General features: G+C 66.7%; 14 protein-coding genes. 5 read left to right on the forward strand and 9 right to left on the reverse strand.

Annotated elements, in window-relative coordinates; genetic code table 11:
- Position 1: 1 nt before the first annotated feature.
- The 6 genes from ACK3BB_RS16855 to ACK3BB_RS16880 all read right to left on the reverse strand — a co-directional run bounded on the left by ACK3BB_RS16855 (position 2) and on the right by ACK3BB_RS16880 (position 6,643).
- Entirely contained in the window at positions 2 to 853 is an 852-nt protein-coding gene (locus ACK3BB_RS16855) for an ABC transporter permease (RefSeq protein ID WP_428925801.1), read from the reverse strand.
- 62 nt (positions 854 to 915) lie between these two features.
- Positions 916 to 1,941 carry an ABC transporter substrate-binding protein gene (locus ACK3BB_RS16860; protein WP_428925802.1) on the reverse strand — a complete coding sequence of 342 codons (1,026 nt, stop codon included), beginning with the start codon at positions 1,939 to 1,941 and terminating at the stop codon, positions 916 to 918.
- Positions 1,942 to 2,308: 367 nt separating this feature from the next.
- Positions 2,309 to 3,244 (reverse strand): 2-hydroxyacid dehydrogenase, encoded by a 936-nt coding sequence (locus ACK3BB_RS16865; protein ID WP_428925803.1) that lies wholly within the window; start codon positions 3,242 to 3,244, stop codon positions 2,309 to 2,311.
- Positions 3,241 to 3,699, reverse strand: coding sequence for a type II 3-dehydroquinate dehydratase (locus ACK3BB_RS16870; RefSeq protein WP_428925804.1), 459 nt, complete (start codon positions 3,697 to 3,699; stop codon positions 3,241 to 3,243). Before ACK3BB_RS16870 ends, ACK3BB_RS16865 begins: the two co-directional genes overlap by 4 nt.
- A 385-nt stretch (positions 3,700 to 4,084) precedes the next feature.
- The gene (locus ACK3BB_RS16875) at positions 4,085 to 5,335 is read right to left on the reverse strand and encodes a flavin-containing monooxygenase (protein WP_428925805.1); all 1,251 of its coding nucleotides are present in this window, start codon (positions 5,333 to 5,335) and stop codon (positions 4,085 to 4,087) included.
- Positions 5,336 to 5,728: 393 nt separating this feature from the next.
- The gene (locus tag ACK3BB_RS16880; protein WP_428925806.1) at positions 5,729 to 6,643 is read right to left on the reverse strand and encodes a LysR family transcriptional regulator; all 915 of its coding nucleotides are present in this window, start codon (positions 6,641 to 6,643) and stop codon (positions 5,729 to 5,731) included.
- A 120-nt stretch (positions 6,644 to 6,763) separates the two neighbouring features.
- On the opposite strand from ACK3BB_RS16880, the gene ACK3BB_RS16885 reads away from it, so the two are divergent.
- Genes ACK3BB_RS16885 through ACK3BB_RS16905 form a run of 5 tightly spaced genes read left to right on the forward strand, consistent with a single transcriptional unit; the run spans position 6,764 to position 12,544 of the window.
- Entirely contained in the window at positions 6,764 to 8,047 is a 1,284-nt protein-coding gene (locus tag ACK3BB_RS16885) for a TRAP transporter large permease (protein WP_428925807.1), read from the forward strand.
- A gap of 26 nt (positions 8,048 to 8,073) precedes the next feature.
- Positions 8,074 to 9,054 (forward strand): TRAP transporter substrate-binding protein, encoded by a 981-nt coding sequence (locus ACK3BB_RS16890; RefSeq protein ID WP_428925808.1) that lies wholly within the window; start codon positions 8,074 to 8,076, stop codon positions 9,052 to 9,054.
- Between the two features lie 12 nt (positions 9,055 to 9,066).
- Positions 9,067 to 9,600: a TRAP transporter small permease gene (locus tag ACK3BB_RS16895; RefSeq protein WP_428925809.1), complete on the forward strand. Its 534-nt coding sequence runs from the start codon at positions 9,067 to 9,069 to the stop codon at positions 9,598 to 9,600.
- 45 nt (positions 9,601 to 9,645) lie between these two features.
- Entirely contained in the window at positions 9,646 to 11,103 is a 1,458-nt protein-coding gene (locus ACK3BB_RS16900; RefSeq protein WP_428925810.1) for an N-acyl-D-amino-acid deacylase family protein, read from the forward strand.
- 16 nt (positions 11,104 to 11,119) lie between these two features.
- Complete coding sequence (locus ACK3BB_RS16905) at positions 11,120 to 12,544, forward strand: amidohydrolase family protein (RefSeq protein ID WP_428925811.1); 1,425 nt, start codon at positions 11,120 to 11,122, stop codon at positions 12,542 to 12,544.
- A 93-nt stretch (positions 12,545 to 12,637) separates the two neighbouring features.
- Here the strand turns inward: ACK3BB_RS16905 and ACK3BB_RS16910 are convergent, their stop codons facing one another.
- The 3 genes from ACK3BB_RS16910 to ACK3BB_RS16920 all read right to left on the reverse strand — a co-directional run bounded on the left by ACK3BB_RS16910 (position 12,638) and on the right by ACK3BB_RS16920 (position 17,459).
- Positions 12,638 to 14,710 (reverse strand): TonB-dependent receptor domain-containing protein, encoded by a 2,073-nt coding sequence (locus ACK3BB_RS16910; RefSeq protein ID WP_428925812.1) that lies wholly within the window; start codon positions 14,708 to 14,710, stop codon positions 12,638 to 12,640.
- Between the two features lie 525 nt (positions 14,711 to 15,235).
- On the reverse strand, positions 15,236 to 15,958 hold the full coding sequence (locus tag ACK3BB_RS16915) for a LuxR C-terminal-related transcriptional regulator (protein ID WP_428925813.1): 723 nt from the start codon (positions 15,956 to 15,958) through the stop codon (positions 15,236 to 15,238).
- Between the two features lie 31 nt (positions 15,959 to 15,989).
- On the reverse strand, positions 15,990 to 17,459 hold the full coding sequence (locus ACK3BB_RS16920; protein WP_428925814.1) for an NF038122 family metalloprotease: 1,470 nt from the start codon (positions 17,457 to 17,459) through the stop codon (positions 15,990 to 15,992).
- Positions 17,460 to 17,474 lie beyond the last annotated feature (15 nt).

Here is a 17,474-nt window from a genome sequence, read left to right on the forward strand (position 1 = left end):
GTCAATGCGCTCCGATCCGTTCCAGCCGGCGGATTCCGGTGTTGAAGATGGCCAGCACGGCAATGGTGAACAGCAGCCCGACCAGCGACAGCGACGCGGCCAGCGGGAAATTGAACGAGGCAAAGCCGACCTGGTAGACCAGCGTGGAAATGGTCTGGACCTGGCCGCCGCCGATCATCTGGGGCGTGGCAAAGGCCGAGAAGGTCCAGGCAAAGGCCGTCGAGGTCGCGGCAACGATGCCCGGGATCGACAGCGGCAGGGTGACCGTCAGGAACACCCGCACCCGCCCGGCGCCCAGCGACGTGGCGGCGCGTTCGAGGTTGCGGTCGATATGCGACAGCGCGGCGGCCAGCATGACCACGACGATCGGCAGGGTGAAATGCACCAGCGCGATGACCACGCCGGTCATGGTGAACATGAAGTCGATCGGCGTGTCGATCAGGCCCCAGTTCCGCAGCATCGAATTGACGAAGCCGCGATTGCCCAGGACGATCATCCAGGAATAGGTCCGCACGATCTCGCCCAGGAACATCGGGGTCAGCGAGGTCAGCAGCAGCGCGCTGCGCAGGGCGGAGGATTTCGCGCGCACCATGGCATAGGCCAGCGGATAGCCGACCAGCAGGGTGAACAGCGCGGTCCAGAAACACAGCAGGACGGTGTTCAGGAAGGCCTGGCCATAGACCGCCTTCCACAGGGTGGTGAAGTTATCGAGCGTAAAGCCGCCGGGATCGAGCGATCCGGGCACATGGGCGCGCAGGCTGTATTGCACGATGGCCAGGAACGAAGCCGCGATGCCGAAAGCGATCAGGATCGACGGCGAGGCAAACCAGCCAAGGAAAGGGCGCTTCGACATGGGAGAGAGATGCAGTCCTTATGGGGGTGTCCCGGCGGCGCGGCCGCCGGGACGTTCGGGGCTCAGTTGCCGGCGATCATGTTTTCCGAGAACCACTGACGCCATTCGGCGGTCTTCTCGGCACGCAGCTCGTGCGGGATGATCAGGGTCTGGGTTTCCCATTGCTCCGGCGTGGTGAAGATGCCCGGCAGCGAGGCCAGCTCTTCGGGCAGTTCGACATTCGACACCACCGGGCTGCCCTTCTTGATCTGGGCGATCTGGGCCTGGACCTCGGGGTCGAGCGCGGCGTTGATGAACTGGTAGGCCAGGTCGATCTTGTCGGTGCCCGCGGTGATGCCCATGGTATCGACACCCAGCACGCCGCCTTCGGCGGGGATGGCCAGCTGCACGTCCAGCCCTTCGGACTGCATGTGGTAGGCGTTCATCGACAGCATGACCTGCACGGCGGTTTCACCGGTGGCCAGCAGCTGCTGGGAATTGGCGTCGTTGGTGTAGAACGCCTTGAAGTTCGGCTTGAGCGCCAGCAGCTTGTCGGTCGCGTCCTGCCAGTTCTCGATGTCCACGCCTTCCAGCTTGGACGCCACGGCGATCGTGTGCGACGGGTCGAAATCGGGGGCGGCGATCATGCCTTCCAGTTCCGGCGACCACAGGTCTTCCCAGCTGTCGAAGGTGATGCCTTCGGGCAGCAGCTCGGGCATGTAGCCGATGGTGTAGACATAGGCCCAGGCACCGATGTGCGAGGGGCTGATCTTGGCCTGCTCGACCAGGTTCTCGGCATTGGGGATGCGGGACATGTCGAGTTCCTCGAACAGCCCGTCGTTGTTGTAGAGCCAGCCGATATGCGAGGTGGTGAAGGTCACGTCGCTTTCGGGGTTGTCCTTGCTCAGCTTGGCCTGGTTCAGCCGGTCGATCGTGCCGCCGGTGATGAATTCGACCTCGACACCGGTTTCCTCGGTGAATTTCTTGGCGATGGTGTCGGCGATCAGGTCGCGGAAGCTGCCACCCCAGCTGCTGACGACAAGGGTCTCGGCGAAGGCGGCCGGCGCAAGCAGGCCAAGCGCCGTGGCGGTCAGAAGCAGTTTTTTCATGCAGGTTGTCCTATTGGTTGCAAGTTTCTCTTGTCGGGTGAATCCGACATGACGCGACGGGCGGCCCGTCAGGCTCGGCCGGTGTCCTGGCCGCGGGGCATGGCCCCGCATCCCGACCCGGCTCAGGGTCCGCTGGGCGGTGATCGTCTGCCGCCTGGCCCGCATCGCATCACTGTCGTCTCCAATCCTTTGGCCCGTGCAGGGCGTGTCCGGAAGTTGCCCGTCCGGGACTTCGGGGAGTAATTGCAAAAATCAACTCGCTACTTAGGCATTTCCGTTCCAGATCATAACACACTGAAAACAAATGCCTTTTCACGGCACCCTGGAATCGCCTTCCGGGGCGCCGCGAAAGCTGCGGTGCAAGTGCCTAATAACCGCGCACCCGCGACACCTGGTTGACCACGTCACCCCCCGTCTGCACGGCCCGGATGTTGGCCGCAATCTGCGGCGCGGCGCTCTTGGGCAGGGCGACCGAGGCCAGGTGCGGGGTGATCAGCACGCCGGGCAAGGACCACAGCGGGTGATCGGGGGCAAGCGGTTCGGCGGCAAAGACATCCAGTGTCGCGCCCGACAGGTGACCCGATTGCAGCGCGGCGACCAGCGCCGCTTCGTCGACAACCTCGCCGCGCGAGACATTGACGAAAGCCGCCCCCGGTTTCATCGCCGCGAAGACCTCTGCATCCAGCCGCTCCCGGGTGCCGGGGGTCAGCGGCAGCATGCAGACCACGACATCGGCCTCGGCCAGCACGCCGGGCAGCGCGTCATCGCCGCAATGCACCGTCACCCCGTCCAGCTCGCGCGGGCGGGTGGCCCAGCCATGGGTGCGGAAGCCCTGCCGGGCGATCTCGGTCGCGGCCAGCGCGCCCAGCTCGCCCAGGCCCAGAACGGCGACGGTGATGTCGGTGGCCGCGCGGGGATGACGATAGGCCCATTCGCGCCGGGCCTGGGCCGCTTCGAAATGCGGGATCTCGCGGGCATGGCGCAGCACGGCAAAGAGCACGAAGCTGGCCATCATGCGGCCCATCTCGGGGTCCGACAGCCGGGTGATCGGCACGTCGGGCAGATCGCCCCGCGCCACCAGCCGGTCGACGCCGGCGCCGAGGTTGATCACCAGTTCAAGGTTGGGAAACCGGTCGAAGAACCCTTCGGGCGGCATCCAGACCAGGGCAAAGCGCACGGTGTCGGGATCGCTGACCGCATCGGCATTCTCGATGCGCACATGCCCGTCCAGGTGCGGGGCCAGGGCATCGCGCCAGGCGTCGAACGGGTCCGGCCCGCTGTAGAAGACCAGCGTGTCGGTCATGCCCCTGCCCCGGTGTCAGCCTCGGCGATCAGGTCGTTCATGGCGGCCAGGCCCAGCAGGTAGCCCCGCACGCCCAGCCCGGCGATCACGCCGGTCGCGGCCTTGGAGATATAGGAATGGTGGCGGAAGGGCTCGCGCTTCCAGATGTTGCTCATGTGGCATTCCAGGATCGGCCCCGGGAAGGCCAGCAGCGCATCGAGGATGGCCACCGAGGTATAGGTCAGCCCCGCCGCGTTGATCAGCAGACCGTCGCAGCTTTGCCGGGCTTCCTGGATCCAGTCGATCAGCACGCCTTCGTGGTTCGACTGGCGGAATTCCAGCTTGAAGCCCAGCTCGGCCGCGCGGGCCATGCAGGCGGCTTCGATCTGGGGGAAGCTGTCGGTGCCGTAGGTGCCCGAGGGGTCGAGCCCGTAGAGATTGGCATTCGGGCCGTTGAGGAACATGACGGTCTTCATGGGGCGGTCCTTTCTGGGGGCGGGTCGCGGCGCCGGAGAGTTGCGGGACGGCTTGGTGAGATGCGCCCCCGGGCGGCGCGTCCCTGCGCCCGGGGTCCTGGTCGGGCCTTCCGGCCCGCTGTGGTTGTCAGGCCGGGTGGCCTGCTGTGGGGGTCGGGCCATGGGCCCGCGGTCTTGGGCGAGCCATCGGCCCACTGTGTTGGTCGGCCTCGTTGGCCCGGGGTCTTGGTCGGACGTGCCGGCCCGTGGCGGTGTCAGGCCAATCGGCCTGCACCCGATGCCGGCCACCTGACCCCTCACCCGATGCCGGCCATCAGGCCCGCATTGGATCACGAACCCGCCGCCCCTGCCGCCGGGCCAGTCGGCCCGGGCGGCAAAAGGCGCCTCAGTCCTTTTCGTAGGCCACGTAGTTGCGCTGCACGCCGATATGCGTGGCGATGTACTTGGCATCATACCAGGTGCCGTAGATGAACGACGACGCCCGGTTGGTCAGCTCGGGCAGGCCGAGGAAATAGATCCCCTGCTCGGCCGAAATGCCGCGCTTGTGGAAGGGCATGCCGTCCTCGTGGAAAGCATCCACCTGCAGCCAGCTGAAATCGAACTTGAACCCGGTGGCCCAGATGATCGTCTTGACCCCGGCCTTTTCCAGGTCGAGTTCCAGGATCGGGTTGCTGATGCATTCCGGATCGGCCTCGATCTCCCAGGCTTCGGGCTCGGCCGGCAGGTCGATGCCGTTGCGCTCGACATATTCGTCGGCTTCCTTCAGCACTTCCAGGTAGGCCCGGTCGCCTTCCAGGATGTTGGCCTTCAGGTCGTCGGCCAGGCGCAGCACGCCGTTGTCATAGCCTTCGGTCAGGCCCATGACCGTCACGCCCAGGTGGCCCAGCCGGCGGAAATCGACCGTGCGGCCCCCGTCATAGCCGCTGACGGCAAAGGCCACGTGTTTCTTCTTGGGCTTGGTCTTGATCTCGTCCCACTTGCCCAGCACGCCCAGCCACCAGACATAGTCGCGGTTGCGATAGGAGCGCGGAGGGCGGTAATGCTCGCCGATCGACAGGTAGACCTCGCGGCCCGACAGGCGCAGCTCTTCGGCGATCTGGCAGCCCGAGGCCCCGCCGCCGACAACCAGCACGGCGCCATCGGCCATCTGGCCGGGGTTCTTGTAATGCAGCGAATGGATCTGCTTGATGCCCGCATCCTCGGGCACGATCTGCGGGAAGGACGGCACCTGGAACGGCCCCGTGGCCGCAACCACACGCAGCGCCTCGATCTGGCCTTCCGAGGTGGTCACGATGAAGCCCGGCCGGCCTTCGCAACGGCGCACGCTCTTGACCTCGACCCCGGTGCGCACCGGCGCCTTGATCATGGTGGCATAATCTTCGAAGTAGCGCGCCATCCGGTCCTTGGGCGGAAAGACATCGGGGTCGACATCTTCGAATTCCAGGTTCGGGAAGCGGTCGTGCCAGGCCGGCCCGTTGGCCACCAGCGAATCCCAGCGCTGGGTCCGCCAGGCTTCGGCCACGCGGTTGCGTTCGAGAACGATATGGGGGACGCCCATGTCGCTCAGATGCTCGCTCATCGCGATCCCCGACTGACCTGCGCCCACGACAAGCGTGTCGGTTTTTTCGACTGTCATTTTCACTTCCTCGGTTTCGATCACACCGTCCGGCAGGTCCGAATTCCGCCTGGCGCAGGGCTGCGCCCAGGCTGCGGGCCGGCTGATCCGACGTTCAATTGCCCGTCACACCTGCGGGCCGGCGGGACGAGGGGAAAGTAGAAAAAACCATGGTAGAGCTGAGGAAAAGGGCGATGAACGGGGATCGGCGGGCGGGAAAAGAGGGGAATTAAACGCATAAATTCAGATGGTTGAGGAGACTTTGGCGGATCTTCGGCCAACCCGCTGAAACACCGCTTGGCCCGCCTCCGCCCCGACGCGACCGGGGGCCGGGACAAGGTTTGAGACTTTTTTCATCACTTGGAGGGATCGTTTTCCGGGCGGGCGGCGCTCTCCGACCTGCGCGCCGCTGCGCTAACCTCGCCCCCGCCCCGCCGCCCAGTCATCGAGCAGCACGCGCAGGTGCTGCATCAGGGTGTCGCCCGCGATCGACGCCCCGGTCTCGGCGCGGAAGATGGCCGAGACGTCGAACCGCAGTTCGGGTTCCAGCGGCAACTGGCGCAGGCCCGTGACCGGATGGTTGTGGGCGGTGAATTCGTCGATGATCACCGCCCGGTCCAGCGCCGCGCCGAGAAACGGCGCGGGAAAGAGGGAATGGCCCAGGATCTGGCGGTCGAAGGACAGGCCGCGTTCGGCCAGGGCGTCCGACAGCACCCGCCCGATCGGCCCCCGCGCCGTCAGCCGGATCGTCGGCAGGTCGCGCAGATCGGCCAGCTCGACATGATCTTGCCGCGCCAGTGGCCAGTCCTCGGGGATCAGCGCCACCATCCGGCCGTGGCCCAGCCGTTCGACCTGGATGTCGTCGGCCGCCACGCGACCGGCCACCACCCCGATATCGGCCTGGCCGTTGCGAAGCAGCGCCAGCTGCTGGGCAAAGGTGCCCGAATTGACCGAAACCTCCAGCGCCGGCATGACCTGCAACAGCTGCGCGATGGCCCGGGGCACGAAATGCGGAGCCAGCAGCGTCACGCTCATGATCGCCAGCCGCATGCCCGATCCCTGCCGGATCGCCGCCACCCGGTTCTGCAGCCGGGTGATGCCCTCGTCGAGGAACCGGCTGTTGTCATAGATCGCATCCGCCGCCTCGGTCGGAATCAGCCGGCCCTTGTCGCGCAGGAACAGGGTCAGCTTGAGAGCTGCCTCGAAATCGAGCAAATGGCGGCTGACCGTGGGCTGCGACAGCATCATCCGCCGCGCGGCGGCCGAGATCGAGCTGGTTTCATAAACGGCGCAAAACACCTGCAATCGTTGAAGAGTTACGCCTTTCACACAGCCTCCGCCCGGACCAACCTATAGATTTATACTATGGGATTATAAAAAACTTTCTATTTTCTTCGAAGTCAAATCTTCTCAGCCTTGCCGGACATCTTCGACTGTCTGGACCCAAGCGTGCCTGCCTCTTTCATCCTGATCTTCACTGCCGTCGCCCTGGTCGCCGGCTCCGCCATCGCCTACCTGATCGGCTCGGCCGCGATCCTGACCTTCGTTTCCGTCGACAAGGCCCAGTTCATCGCCGTGCTGCCGCAACGGCTGTTCAGCCAGCTCGACAGCTTTGCCTTCCTGGCCATGCCGCTGTTCATCCTGGCCGGCGACCTGATGAACCGGGGTGGCGTGGCCGCCGCGCTGATCGATTTCTGCATGTCGGTCTTTGGCCGGCTCAAGGGCGGGCTGGGCCATGTCAACGTGGCCACCTCTGTCTTCTTTGCCGGCGTGTCGGGCTCGGCCACGGCGGATGCCGCGGCGTTGGGCAATTCGCTGGTGCCGGAAATGGAAAAGCGCGGCTATTCCCGCGACTACGCCGCGGCGATCACCGGGGCCTCGTCGATCATCGGGCCGATCATCCCGCCCTCGTCGATCATGATCTTCTACGGCGCGCTGATGGAAACCAATGTCACCGCGCTTTTTGCCGCCGGCATTCTGCCCGGCCTGCTGCTGGCCGCCGTGCTGATGGGCATGAACGCCTATTACGCCCATCGCGACGATCATCCGGGCGGCAAGGACATGGACCTGCCGAAATTCTGGCCCTCGCTGGTGCGTGCCGTGCCGGCGATGATGCTGCCGGTGATCATCCTGGGCGGCACGCTGTTCGGCTTCATGACCCCGGCCGAGGCCGCCGCCGTGGCCGTGCTGGCCGCACTGCTGATCGGGCTGGCCTATGGCCGGATCGGCCTGGCCGACCTGCGCGAAAGCCTGATCCGCACGGGGGTCATGCTGGGCGGCATCTTCATCCTGCTCTGCGCGATCTCGACCTTTTCCTACATCGCCGCCCTGCTGCAATGGCCCCAGGCGATCCAGGCCGTGGTCGAAAGCTGGGGCCTGGGCCCGACCGGCTACCTGATGCTGATCAACGTGATCTTCCTGTGCGCCGGCATGGCCATGGACGTAAAGGCCGCGGTGGCCCTGTTCGCCCCGATCTTCGTGCCCGCCGCCCTGCTGATGGGCATCGACCCGGTGCACCTGGCCATCGTGATCTGCTTCAACATCACCGCAGGCCTGCTGTCGCCGCCGCTGGGTGCGGTGCTGCTGATCCTCTCGACGGTGGTCGACATGGATTACTGGAAGCTGATCCGCGCCACCCTGCCGTTTTTCTTCGTCGAGGTCGGCATCCTGATCGTGCTGACCTTCGTGCCCGAAATCTCCCTCGCGATCCCGACTGCCCTGGGATTGCGCTGAACCGATAACCAACAGTGAGGTACACCATGAAATTCTTCGGACCCATCACGGCCTTCGGCCTGGCGGCGCTTGTGGCCGGGGCGGCCCAGGCGGCGGAAATCAAGATCGCCATGAACTCGGCCGACGATCCCGCCATCAGCGGCGAGGCCAGCTTTGCCCATGGCTTTGCCGATGCCCTCGAAGGCACCGATTTCACCGTCGCGATCTATCCGTCGGAAACGCTGGGCAAGGAAAAGGAGCGCATGGACCAGGTGGCCCAGGGCCTGCTCGAGGTCAACCTCGCCGCGGCGTCCACCGCCTATGCCATGTCGCCGCTGCTCAAGGGTGTGACGCTGCCCTTCTACTTTTCCAACGACAAGGAAATGGATGCCGCCATCGAGGCCGGCAACCTGATGCCCGCCTTCAACGAACCGCTGCTGGAAAACGGCATCCGGCTGGTCGGGCTGAACTACATCGGCGTGCCGATGGGCTTCCACAATGCCAAGATGCCGATCTCGACCATGGACGACGTGACCAAGCTGCGTTTCCGTGCGCTGAACCCCGAGCAGCTTGAACTGATCGAGGCGATGGGGTCGAACGGCACGATCATCGCCTGGGCCGAGGTCGCCAACGCGATCCAGACCGGCGTGGCCGACGGCTATTTCAACCCGCCCAACTCGGCCATCCGCAACGGCCATACCTCGTTCCTGAAATACTTCACCCCGGCCGACCTGTTCCCCTCGTCGCGGGCCATCGTGATCTCGGACGATTGGTATCAATCGCTGTCGGATGAGGAAAAGGCCCAGATCGACACGGCCATCGAAGCCGGGATCGAAGCCAACCGCGCCTGGCTGGCCGAATGGTCCGTCAACGTCAGCGCCAAGCAGGAAGAGCTGGGCGTGACCATCACCCCGCTGGCCGAGGGCGAGCGCGAGAAGATCGCCGCCGTGGCCGAGCCGCTCTGGGGCGAGACCCTGACGCCCGAGCAGTTCCAGCTGTGGGAAGACGCCAAGGCCGCGTCCAAGTAAGGAGACAGCGCCATGACCGGCAAGTTGAAATCCGTGGTTCTGCGCATCAGCGGCGGGGTTGACCTGGTGGCCAGCGTGGTCACCTCGATCGCGATCATCGTGCTCGTGGCCACCGTTCTGCTGCAGGTCGTGGCGCGCTACGTCTTCCAGCAGCCCCCGCCCTTTACCGAAGAGCTGGCCCGCTATTCGATGATCTGGGCGGGGCTGATCGGGGCAAGCATGGCGTTCAAGCGCCGCTTTGACCCCGCCCTGATGAACGGGGTCAAGAACGGCCCCGAATGGCTGCAGGTGCTGGCCGAGATCGTCCGGTCGGCCGTGGTGCTGATCTACCTGGTGCCGATCTTCGTCTATTGTTTCTTCGGCCCCGGGCTGAACCCGGCGCGCGGCTTTCTGCTGCGCCATTCCAAAACCATGGCCGAGGCGCTGCCCTTCTCGACGGTCTGGGTGGCCGTGGCCGTGCCGCTGATGATCGCGGTGATCTTCGTGCACCTGCTGGCCCGCTGGTGCGGCGACGGCTGGGTCAATCGCCGGGCGATGCCCGACTGAGCCGTCTCCCGCACCGTATCGCACCGCAGCACAAGGACCTGGGCCATGCAGGCTGACCTGATCATTCACGGGGCCGCGCTGATCGACGGCACCGGCGCGCCGCGCTTTGACGCTGACCTGGCGGTGACCGGCGACCGCATCACGGCCATCGGCCCGCTGTCGCATTGGCAGGCGGCCGAGCGCATCGACGGCCGCGGGCTGGTGCTGGCCCCGGGTTTCATCGATCCGCATGTGCATCACGATGCCGCCGTGCTGACCGAGCCCGACATGCCCTTCATGGTCAGCCAGGGCGTGACCACGGTGATCAACGGCAATTGCGGCTTTTCCATCGCCCCGGTCACGACCGAGGGCGCGCTGCCCTTGCAGCTGGGCATGATCATCGGGGACGCCCTGCCCCGGTTTCCCAGCTACGGCGCCTATCACGACCGGCTGGCCGCCCGACCGCCGGCGGTCAATGCGGCCTGCCTGGTCGGCCATTCCACCCTGCGGGCCAATGCCATGGCCGATCTCGACCGGCCGGCTACGGCCGGCGAGCTCGACGCCATGTGCCGCCAGCTGGACAGCGCCCTGCGCGAGGGTGCCATCGGCCTGTCGACCGGCCCGTTCTATGCCCCGTCGCGCGCCGCGCCGACCGCCGAGCTGGCCGCCCTGGCCGAGGTCGCCGCAAGCCACGGGTCGATCTACGTGACCCATATGCGCGACGAGGGCGACCGGGTGATCGCGGCGCTCGACGAGACCTTTGCCGTCGGGCGCGATGCCTGTTGCGACGTGCACGTGTCGCACCACAAATGCGCGGGCCTGGCCAATCACGGGCTGTCGGTCACCACGCTGGCCATGATCGAGGAATTCGCCCGCGACCATCCGGTCGGGCTGGACACCACGCCCTGGGTCGCCTCGTCGACCGTCCTGAACTCGGGCCGGCACCGCCAGGCCACGCGGGTCATCGTTGCCGAATCCGCGCCCTTCCCCGACATGGCCGGCCGCGACCTGGCTGATATCGCCGCCGAGTGGGGCTGTGACCTGGATGCCGCCGTCGACCGGCTGATGCCGGCCACGGGGATCTTCTTCATCATGGATGAAACGGATGTTCAGCGCATCCTGGCCTATCGCCAGACGATGATCTGTTCCGACGGCATTGCCGGCGGCAGCCATCCCCATCCCCGGGTCTGGGGCACCTTTCCCCGAGTGCTGGGCCGCTATGCCCGCGACCTGGGCCTGTTCACGCTGGAAGAGGCCGTGCAGCGCATGACCTCGATGCCCGCCGACCGTTTCGGGCTGGGCGGGCGCGGGCGGCTGGCCGTGGGCGGCTTTGCCGACCTGGTGCTGTTCGACCCGGCCGAGATCCGCGAAGGCGCGACCTTCGACACCCCCATCCGCCCGGCGCGCGGCATCGCCCGGGTCTATGTCAACGGCCGCCCGGTCTGGTCCGACGGCCAGCCGACCGGCCAGCGCCCCGGGCGCCCGCTGACCCGCACGGCCCCGGGCCGCGTGGTGTCGGTCTGAACCAGAAGGAAACCCCATGAGTTACGATCTGATCCTGCGCGGCGGCCATGTCGTCGACCCGGTCAATGGCCTGGACGGTGTCCATGACGTGGCCTTCGACGGCGGCCGCATCGCCGAGGTCGCCCCGCAGATCACCGCCCCCGCCGCCGCCGAAGAGGATGTCACCGGCCTTCACGTCCTGCCCGGGCTGATCGATTCCCATGTCCATGTCTCGGGCTGGATGGGCGGCGCGGCGGGCCACAACATGCTGGCCCTGGCCGGCGTGACCACGGCGCTCGACATGGCCGGGCCGATCGACAGCGTGATGGACATTGCCGCCACCACCGGCACCGGGCTGACCCTGGCCTGCATCGACTATGTCCGCCCCGGCCATACCGTCGACACCACCGATCCGCAGATGGACGAATTGCAGGATGCCCTGGTCACCGCCCGCCGGGCCGGGGCCGTCGGGCTCAAGGTGCTGGGCGGGCATTTCCCCCTGACCCCGGCCGGCTCCGCCCGGGTGATCGAACTCTGTGCCGGCGAAGGCGCCCACGTGGCCTTTCACGCCGGCACGCTGGACACGCCGCAGAACATGAAGGGCCTGGCCCAGGCCTGCGAACTGGCCGCCGGGCATCCGCTGCAGATGCCCCATGTCAATTCCTATTCCCGCGGCTTCGAAGGCCCGGCGATCCAGGAGGCCTATGCCGCGGCCGAGCTGCTGAACGGCTATCCCAACATCTGGTCCGAAAGCTACCTGGCCCCGATCAACGGCAATTCGGCCAAGTGTTCCAACGGCATCCCCGAAAGCGTGGCCACCCAGCGCAACCTCAAGGCCGGCGGGTTCCACGCCACCCGCGCGGGCATGGCCGAGGCGATCCTGGCCGGCTGGGCCTATATCCATGTCTATCGCGACGGGGTGACCTTCCTGGCCACCGGCGCCGAGGCGCTGGCCGCCTGGGAAGCGGCCGAGACCAACATCGGCATGAGCTTCTTCGTCAACCCGGCCGAGACCAGCGCCAACCTGGCCATGCTCAAGCGGCCCGACGGGAGCTTTGCCATCGACGCCCTGGCCACCGATGGCGGCGGGCTGCCGCGCAACGACCTGTGTGAACGCGGGCTGGCGCTGGTGCATCTCAATGCCCTGACCCTGGCCGAATTCGTGCAAAAGACCGCCCTGGCCCCGGCCCAGATGATGGGCCTGGCCGGGCGCAAGGGCCATTTCACGCCCGGGGCCGATGCCGATGTCACGGTGATCGACCTGGCCGCACGCCAGCCGGTGATGAGCTTTGGCGGCGGTCGGGCGATCCTGAAGGGCGGACAGGTTGTCGGCACGGGGACGACGATGATCGTGCCGCCCGAAGGCGTCGAGGCCGCGACCACGCGGGGGATGCAGGTGCTGCTGGCCGAACACGGCAGCTTCCGCCCCGTGCGCCATGACCCGCTCTTTGCCATGGCCTGAGCCATGCGGGATGCGCCGGCCCCGGCGCATCCCCGTCGTTTCGACCGATGCCCTGCCCGGCCGATGCCGGACAGGCCACCGCAAGGCCCGGCGTCAGAACGTCGCCGTCAGCCCCAGCCACAGCCGCCGGCCTTCGGCCACCGTGTTGTAATCAGCGCTTTCGATCCGCACGTCGGCCAGGTTGTAGATGGCCCCGTTCAGCGTCAGGCTGTCGGTGATCGCATAGGACGCGCCGATGTCGAGCATCGTGTAGGCGTCATACTTGTAGGCCAGCACATTGCCATCGGCATCGACCTTGTAGGGCGTGCCGTTCTCGCCGATCCGCGCGCCGGCGTTGATCTCTTCGCCGTGATAGACCAGCCGCGCCCAGGCCTCGAGCCCGGGAACGGGCGTGTACCAATCGGCCCGCAGGCTGGCCATATGCGCGGGCGTGCGGGTCAGCGGCAGGCCGGCATAGGTGCCGGTCTTCTGTTCGCTGTCGGTGTAGGTATAGGTCGCGCGCATCGCCACGGCCTCTGACACATCCCAGTTGGCCGCCAGTTCAAAGCCCTGGACCTGGGCGTCCTGCACGTTCTGCCATTCCCAGCGGTTCAGCGTCTCACCATCGACAACCACCGACTCGCCGGTGTTGAAGCTTTCGATCTTGTCCTTGAAATCGGTGTGATAGGCCGTGGCCGAGACTTCCCAGGTCGCCTCGCTCCAGATCGCGCTGACCTCGTAGCTGGTCGAGGTTTCCGGTTCCAGATCGGGATTGGCGACGATGGCCCCCGCCCCGCCCTGGGTCGCGTAGTAATAACCTTCCGAGGTCGAGCGCAGATCGGGCGCCTTGTAGCCCGTCGACACCCCGCCCTTGACGGTCAGCCGGCCGGTGGCGTTCCAGACCGCATAAAGCCGCGGGCTGATGTTGGTGCCGTAATTCTCGTGGTTGTTCACCCGCGCCCCGCCGGTCAGGGCGAAATCGGGGGTGATGCGCCATTCGTCCTCGGCAAAGACCGACCATTGGTAGGCCGAGAAGGTCTGGTACGCCTCGCTCTGGGTGGCCGAGTTCTGGTCATGCAGCGAGGAATTCAGGTACTGGCCGCCAAAGACGAACATGTGCTCGCCGGCCATGGTGACGGGCAGCGTGAACTTGGCGTCGGCCACCGAATTGGTGATCTCGGGCTCGCGGCTGGATTTCGTCAGGTCCTCGCCGACATCACCCGACCAGGTCTGGCGCTTGCCGATCTCCTGCTGGAAGGACAGGTCGGCATCGACCAGGCCCCAGGTGCCGGTATAGGCCATCAGGTAATGTTCGCGCGTGTGCTCGACCTCGCTGTTGGACGCGCGCGCATAATCGGGATCGACCGAATTGCCGATCAGGTTGGTGTTCTGCACCCGCGACCGGCCGGCCTCGACCTGGATCTCGTGGTTCGGGTTGAAGGCATAGGTCAGCCGGGCGGTCAGGTCGACGTCATCGGATTCGCCGGGCCCGTAATAGACCTTGCTTTCCTGCTGGTAATAGCGCCGCCCCCACAGCTGCAGGCCCAGGCGTTCGGTGACCGGTCCGGTCAGGTAGAACGAGCCCTGCATCGAGGTGCCGTCGCGCGAATGCTGGGGCAAGGTGGTTTCGATCGTCGTCGAGCCCGACCAGACATCGGCCACCGGCTTGGTGATGATGTTGATCACCCCGCCCATGGCGTCCGAGCCGTAAAGCGAGGATTGCGGGCCGCGCACGATCTCGATGCGTTCGATGGCGGCGACCGGGGGCATCCAGCTCTGTTCCACCCCGGCGCTGCCGTTGGGCCGCGATTCGCGGGTGCCCTGGCGGCGGCCGTCGACGAGGATCAGCGTGTATTGCCCGGGCAGGCCGCGGATGCTGATGTCCTGGTCGTCGGCCGCGCCGGTGACCACCACGCCCTGCACCCCGGCCAGAACGTCGGTCAGGTCGGTGACGTTCGACTTTTCGAGTTCCTCGCCGGTGATGACGGTCGTGCTGCCCGGCGCATCGGCGATGGTCTGGTCAAAGCCCGACGGGGTCAGGACGATCGTGCCAAGGAAGGTTTCGTCTTCCTGTGCCGTGGCGGCCAGGGGCATGGCCCCGGCAAGCGCGACAATCGCGGTGGTTTGGGCAAGACGCCGACGGCACGGCCGGGGGGCGGCCGTGGGCGCAAGAGGGCGAACAGACATCGCGGTCTCCTGTTGAGTGCTGAATCATGCACCTGGGTAGACGCGAAGCCGGTCTTCCTATCGTGCGCGGCCCGATTAAGTTGACCAAAATAGTTGGTCAAACCGCTTTCCGCCAGCTGTGGCCGCAGTGACGCACCCCCGGCAGTGCCCGGGACAAACAGGCTGCAGTGCCGGCGACGGTGCCTCGGTCTGGACAGGCGCAGCGGCCGATACCGGGGTTCCGGCCGGCCGGGCCGAAGGGCTGGCGGCAGTCCCGCCGACAAGACAAGCAAAGGCGCTGGCACAGGCGCCCCGGCCGAATGGGCCAAGGGATCGGCGGCGATGCCCCATACCGGACTGGCAAAAGCCACGGCGGCAGTGCCCCTGACCGGACAGCCCAAGGGGCTGGCACTGGCACCCCGACCGGTTGGGCCAAGAGGCGGTGCACCTTACCGGGCTGGCCAAGGTCACGGCGGCTGCCCTGCCCCGCACCATCTTGCGCCCCACCCTGTCGTGGCTCGCGCCTGCCCCGCGGCCGGTGCGAGCCTATGCCCGGCGGCGGCCGGGCGGTGCGCCGGAGGTCGCCGACCCGGCGCCGCGACCGGGGCCCGCCGTCAGCAGGGCCGCGCCGTGGCAGGGCCCGCATTCCATCAGGTTGGTCAGCGCCGCCACGGCCTTGGCCCGCGAATCCACGCCCAGCTTGGCCAGCAGGTTGTGCATGTGGTTCTTGGTCGTCGCGATTTCGATCCGCAGGGCGCGGGCGATTTCCTTGTTGGACAGGCCCAGTTGCAGGCAGCGGGCCACTTCGCGTTCGCGTGGCGTCAGCCGGTCGATGCCCGGCTCCTGCACCGGCTGCGCGCCACGGGCCAGGCCGCGCATCAGGATATTGCCGATGGGCGACGGGCAATGCACCTCGTTGCGCCGGACCATGTCGATGGCCCGAATGACATCCGACAGATCGCTGGTGCGCGGCAGGATCGACGCCGCTCCGGCCCGGGCGAATTCCAGAACGGCCTGGCTGGTTTCGTCGATGCCGAACACAAGGGCCCGCAGCTGGGCATGGCCGGCCAGCACATCGTGCATCCGTCGCGCATCCCTGTTGGTTCCGGCATCCAGCAGCAGCACATCCGCCCCGGCGCAACTGGCCGCAAGGTCACGCAGATCCTCGGCCGCGGCGACAATGCGCGCCGTGCCCGATTGCTCCAGCCGGTCGGCCAGAAGGTCGCGCAACAAGGCATTGTCGGAACACAAGATGATCCTGAGGGTCATGGCGGCACGGGCCCCGGCTTGGCTGAAGGTGTCAGTTGGACGAGGCGAACCGCGGCGCATCGCTGTCGGACCCGATGCACCAGCGCAACAATGTCCCGCTGTCCTGGCCCACGTGGTCCTGCACCCGCAGTTCCCATGCACCGCTGCCCGCGGCACCGGCAAAACCGGCGAGGCTGTCAACGGGGGTAAGGGCGCCGCTGATGGCCGCTTCACCCGTCGCGGCGCAGGCTTCCTCGGCCGGGGCCAGGCCATCGTCGCTCAGCCGGACCAGCACATCATCCGCGCCGCAGCCAAAGCCCGAGGCCCCGCGGCCCGGCCGGTCCAGCAGCAGGGCGCTGGTGCCGTCGGGGGCGATGATGCGCAGTTCCAGGTCGCCGACCCAGGTATGGGCGATCTCCAGGTCGACCTGCAGGTCGGTCACCATCGTCGCCAGGCCCGGGTCGAACCGACTGGTCACGGCTGCGCCCGCGTCCGGTATGGCCAGGTCTGCCACGTGGCAGGCCACAGTCACCCCGTCGGCGGCGGTCGTTTCATAGCCGATCGCGTCGAACAAGGCGATGTCGCTCATGGTGATCTGACCGTCTTCGCCCGGTGCGGCCGTCGGGTCCATCAGGCCGATGCCCAGGTTGTCCTTCCAATGGCTGGCCTGCTGGCCGTCGCCCTGGTTGCGCCCCAGGGAAAACAGCGCGCCATCGGTCGGCGCGGCAGGGCCCGACGCAAAGCTCTTGGCCCGGGTGTCGGCCGTCCAGTCGATCGCCCCTGCCGCCCGGCTGTCGCCGGAATAGCGAAACAGGTCGGCCGGGCTGACGAAGGCGAACTGGTCCGATGCGAAGGTCCCCCCGCCCGGCGGGCTGTTCAGGTCCAGGATATCGACCCCGCTGACAAATCCCAGGGCATGGCCGATTTCATGCGCGGCCACGGCGATATAGCTGAAATGATTGGGCGAAATCCCGTCCTGCGGATCGAAATCCCAGTTGAAATCGCTGTTGAACGAAATGCTTGCGTCGATGCCCGTGTCGAAGGGCCCGACCAGGTCCAGCGCCTTGGCCGTGGCCCGGGTCAGCTGCACCGTCCGGTTGTTGGTGCTGCCATCGTCATCGACAAACGGCACGGCCGATCCCGACCCGTTCGGGCTGTCGCTCGTCCGGTTGATCAGGATGGCCACGTCCGAGGCCCCGCCGAAGGTCGCCACCGTTTCCGTATCGAGATCCGACTGGGCATTGGCCTCAAGCGCCGCGGCATAATCCGCCAGCGACACAGACACGCGTTCCGAGCCGGTCGAGCCCAGAACCCCGGTCTGCAGCGGCTCGAACCCGATCGACACGTTCACGACCATGTCGTCATGCAGCCGCTCCGACCACAGCCGCCCGGCGGCCGCAAACCCTTCGATGGCCTCGGTCGATGTGCCCGGCTGGGGAATGAAATTGAACTCCAGGGCCCCGACCGCCGACGCGGACACCCCGATGCAGGCCGCGGCAAGCGGCAAATCCAGAAACCTCATGTCTCCGCCCTCATC

The organism is Marinibacterium sp. SX1 (assembly GCF_050389775.1).
GTDB lineage: Bacteria > Pseudomonadota > Alphaproteobacteria > Rhodobacterales > Rhodobacteraceae > Marinibacterium.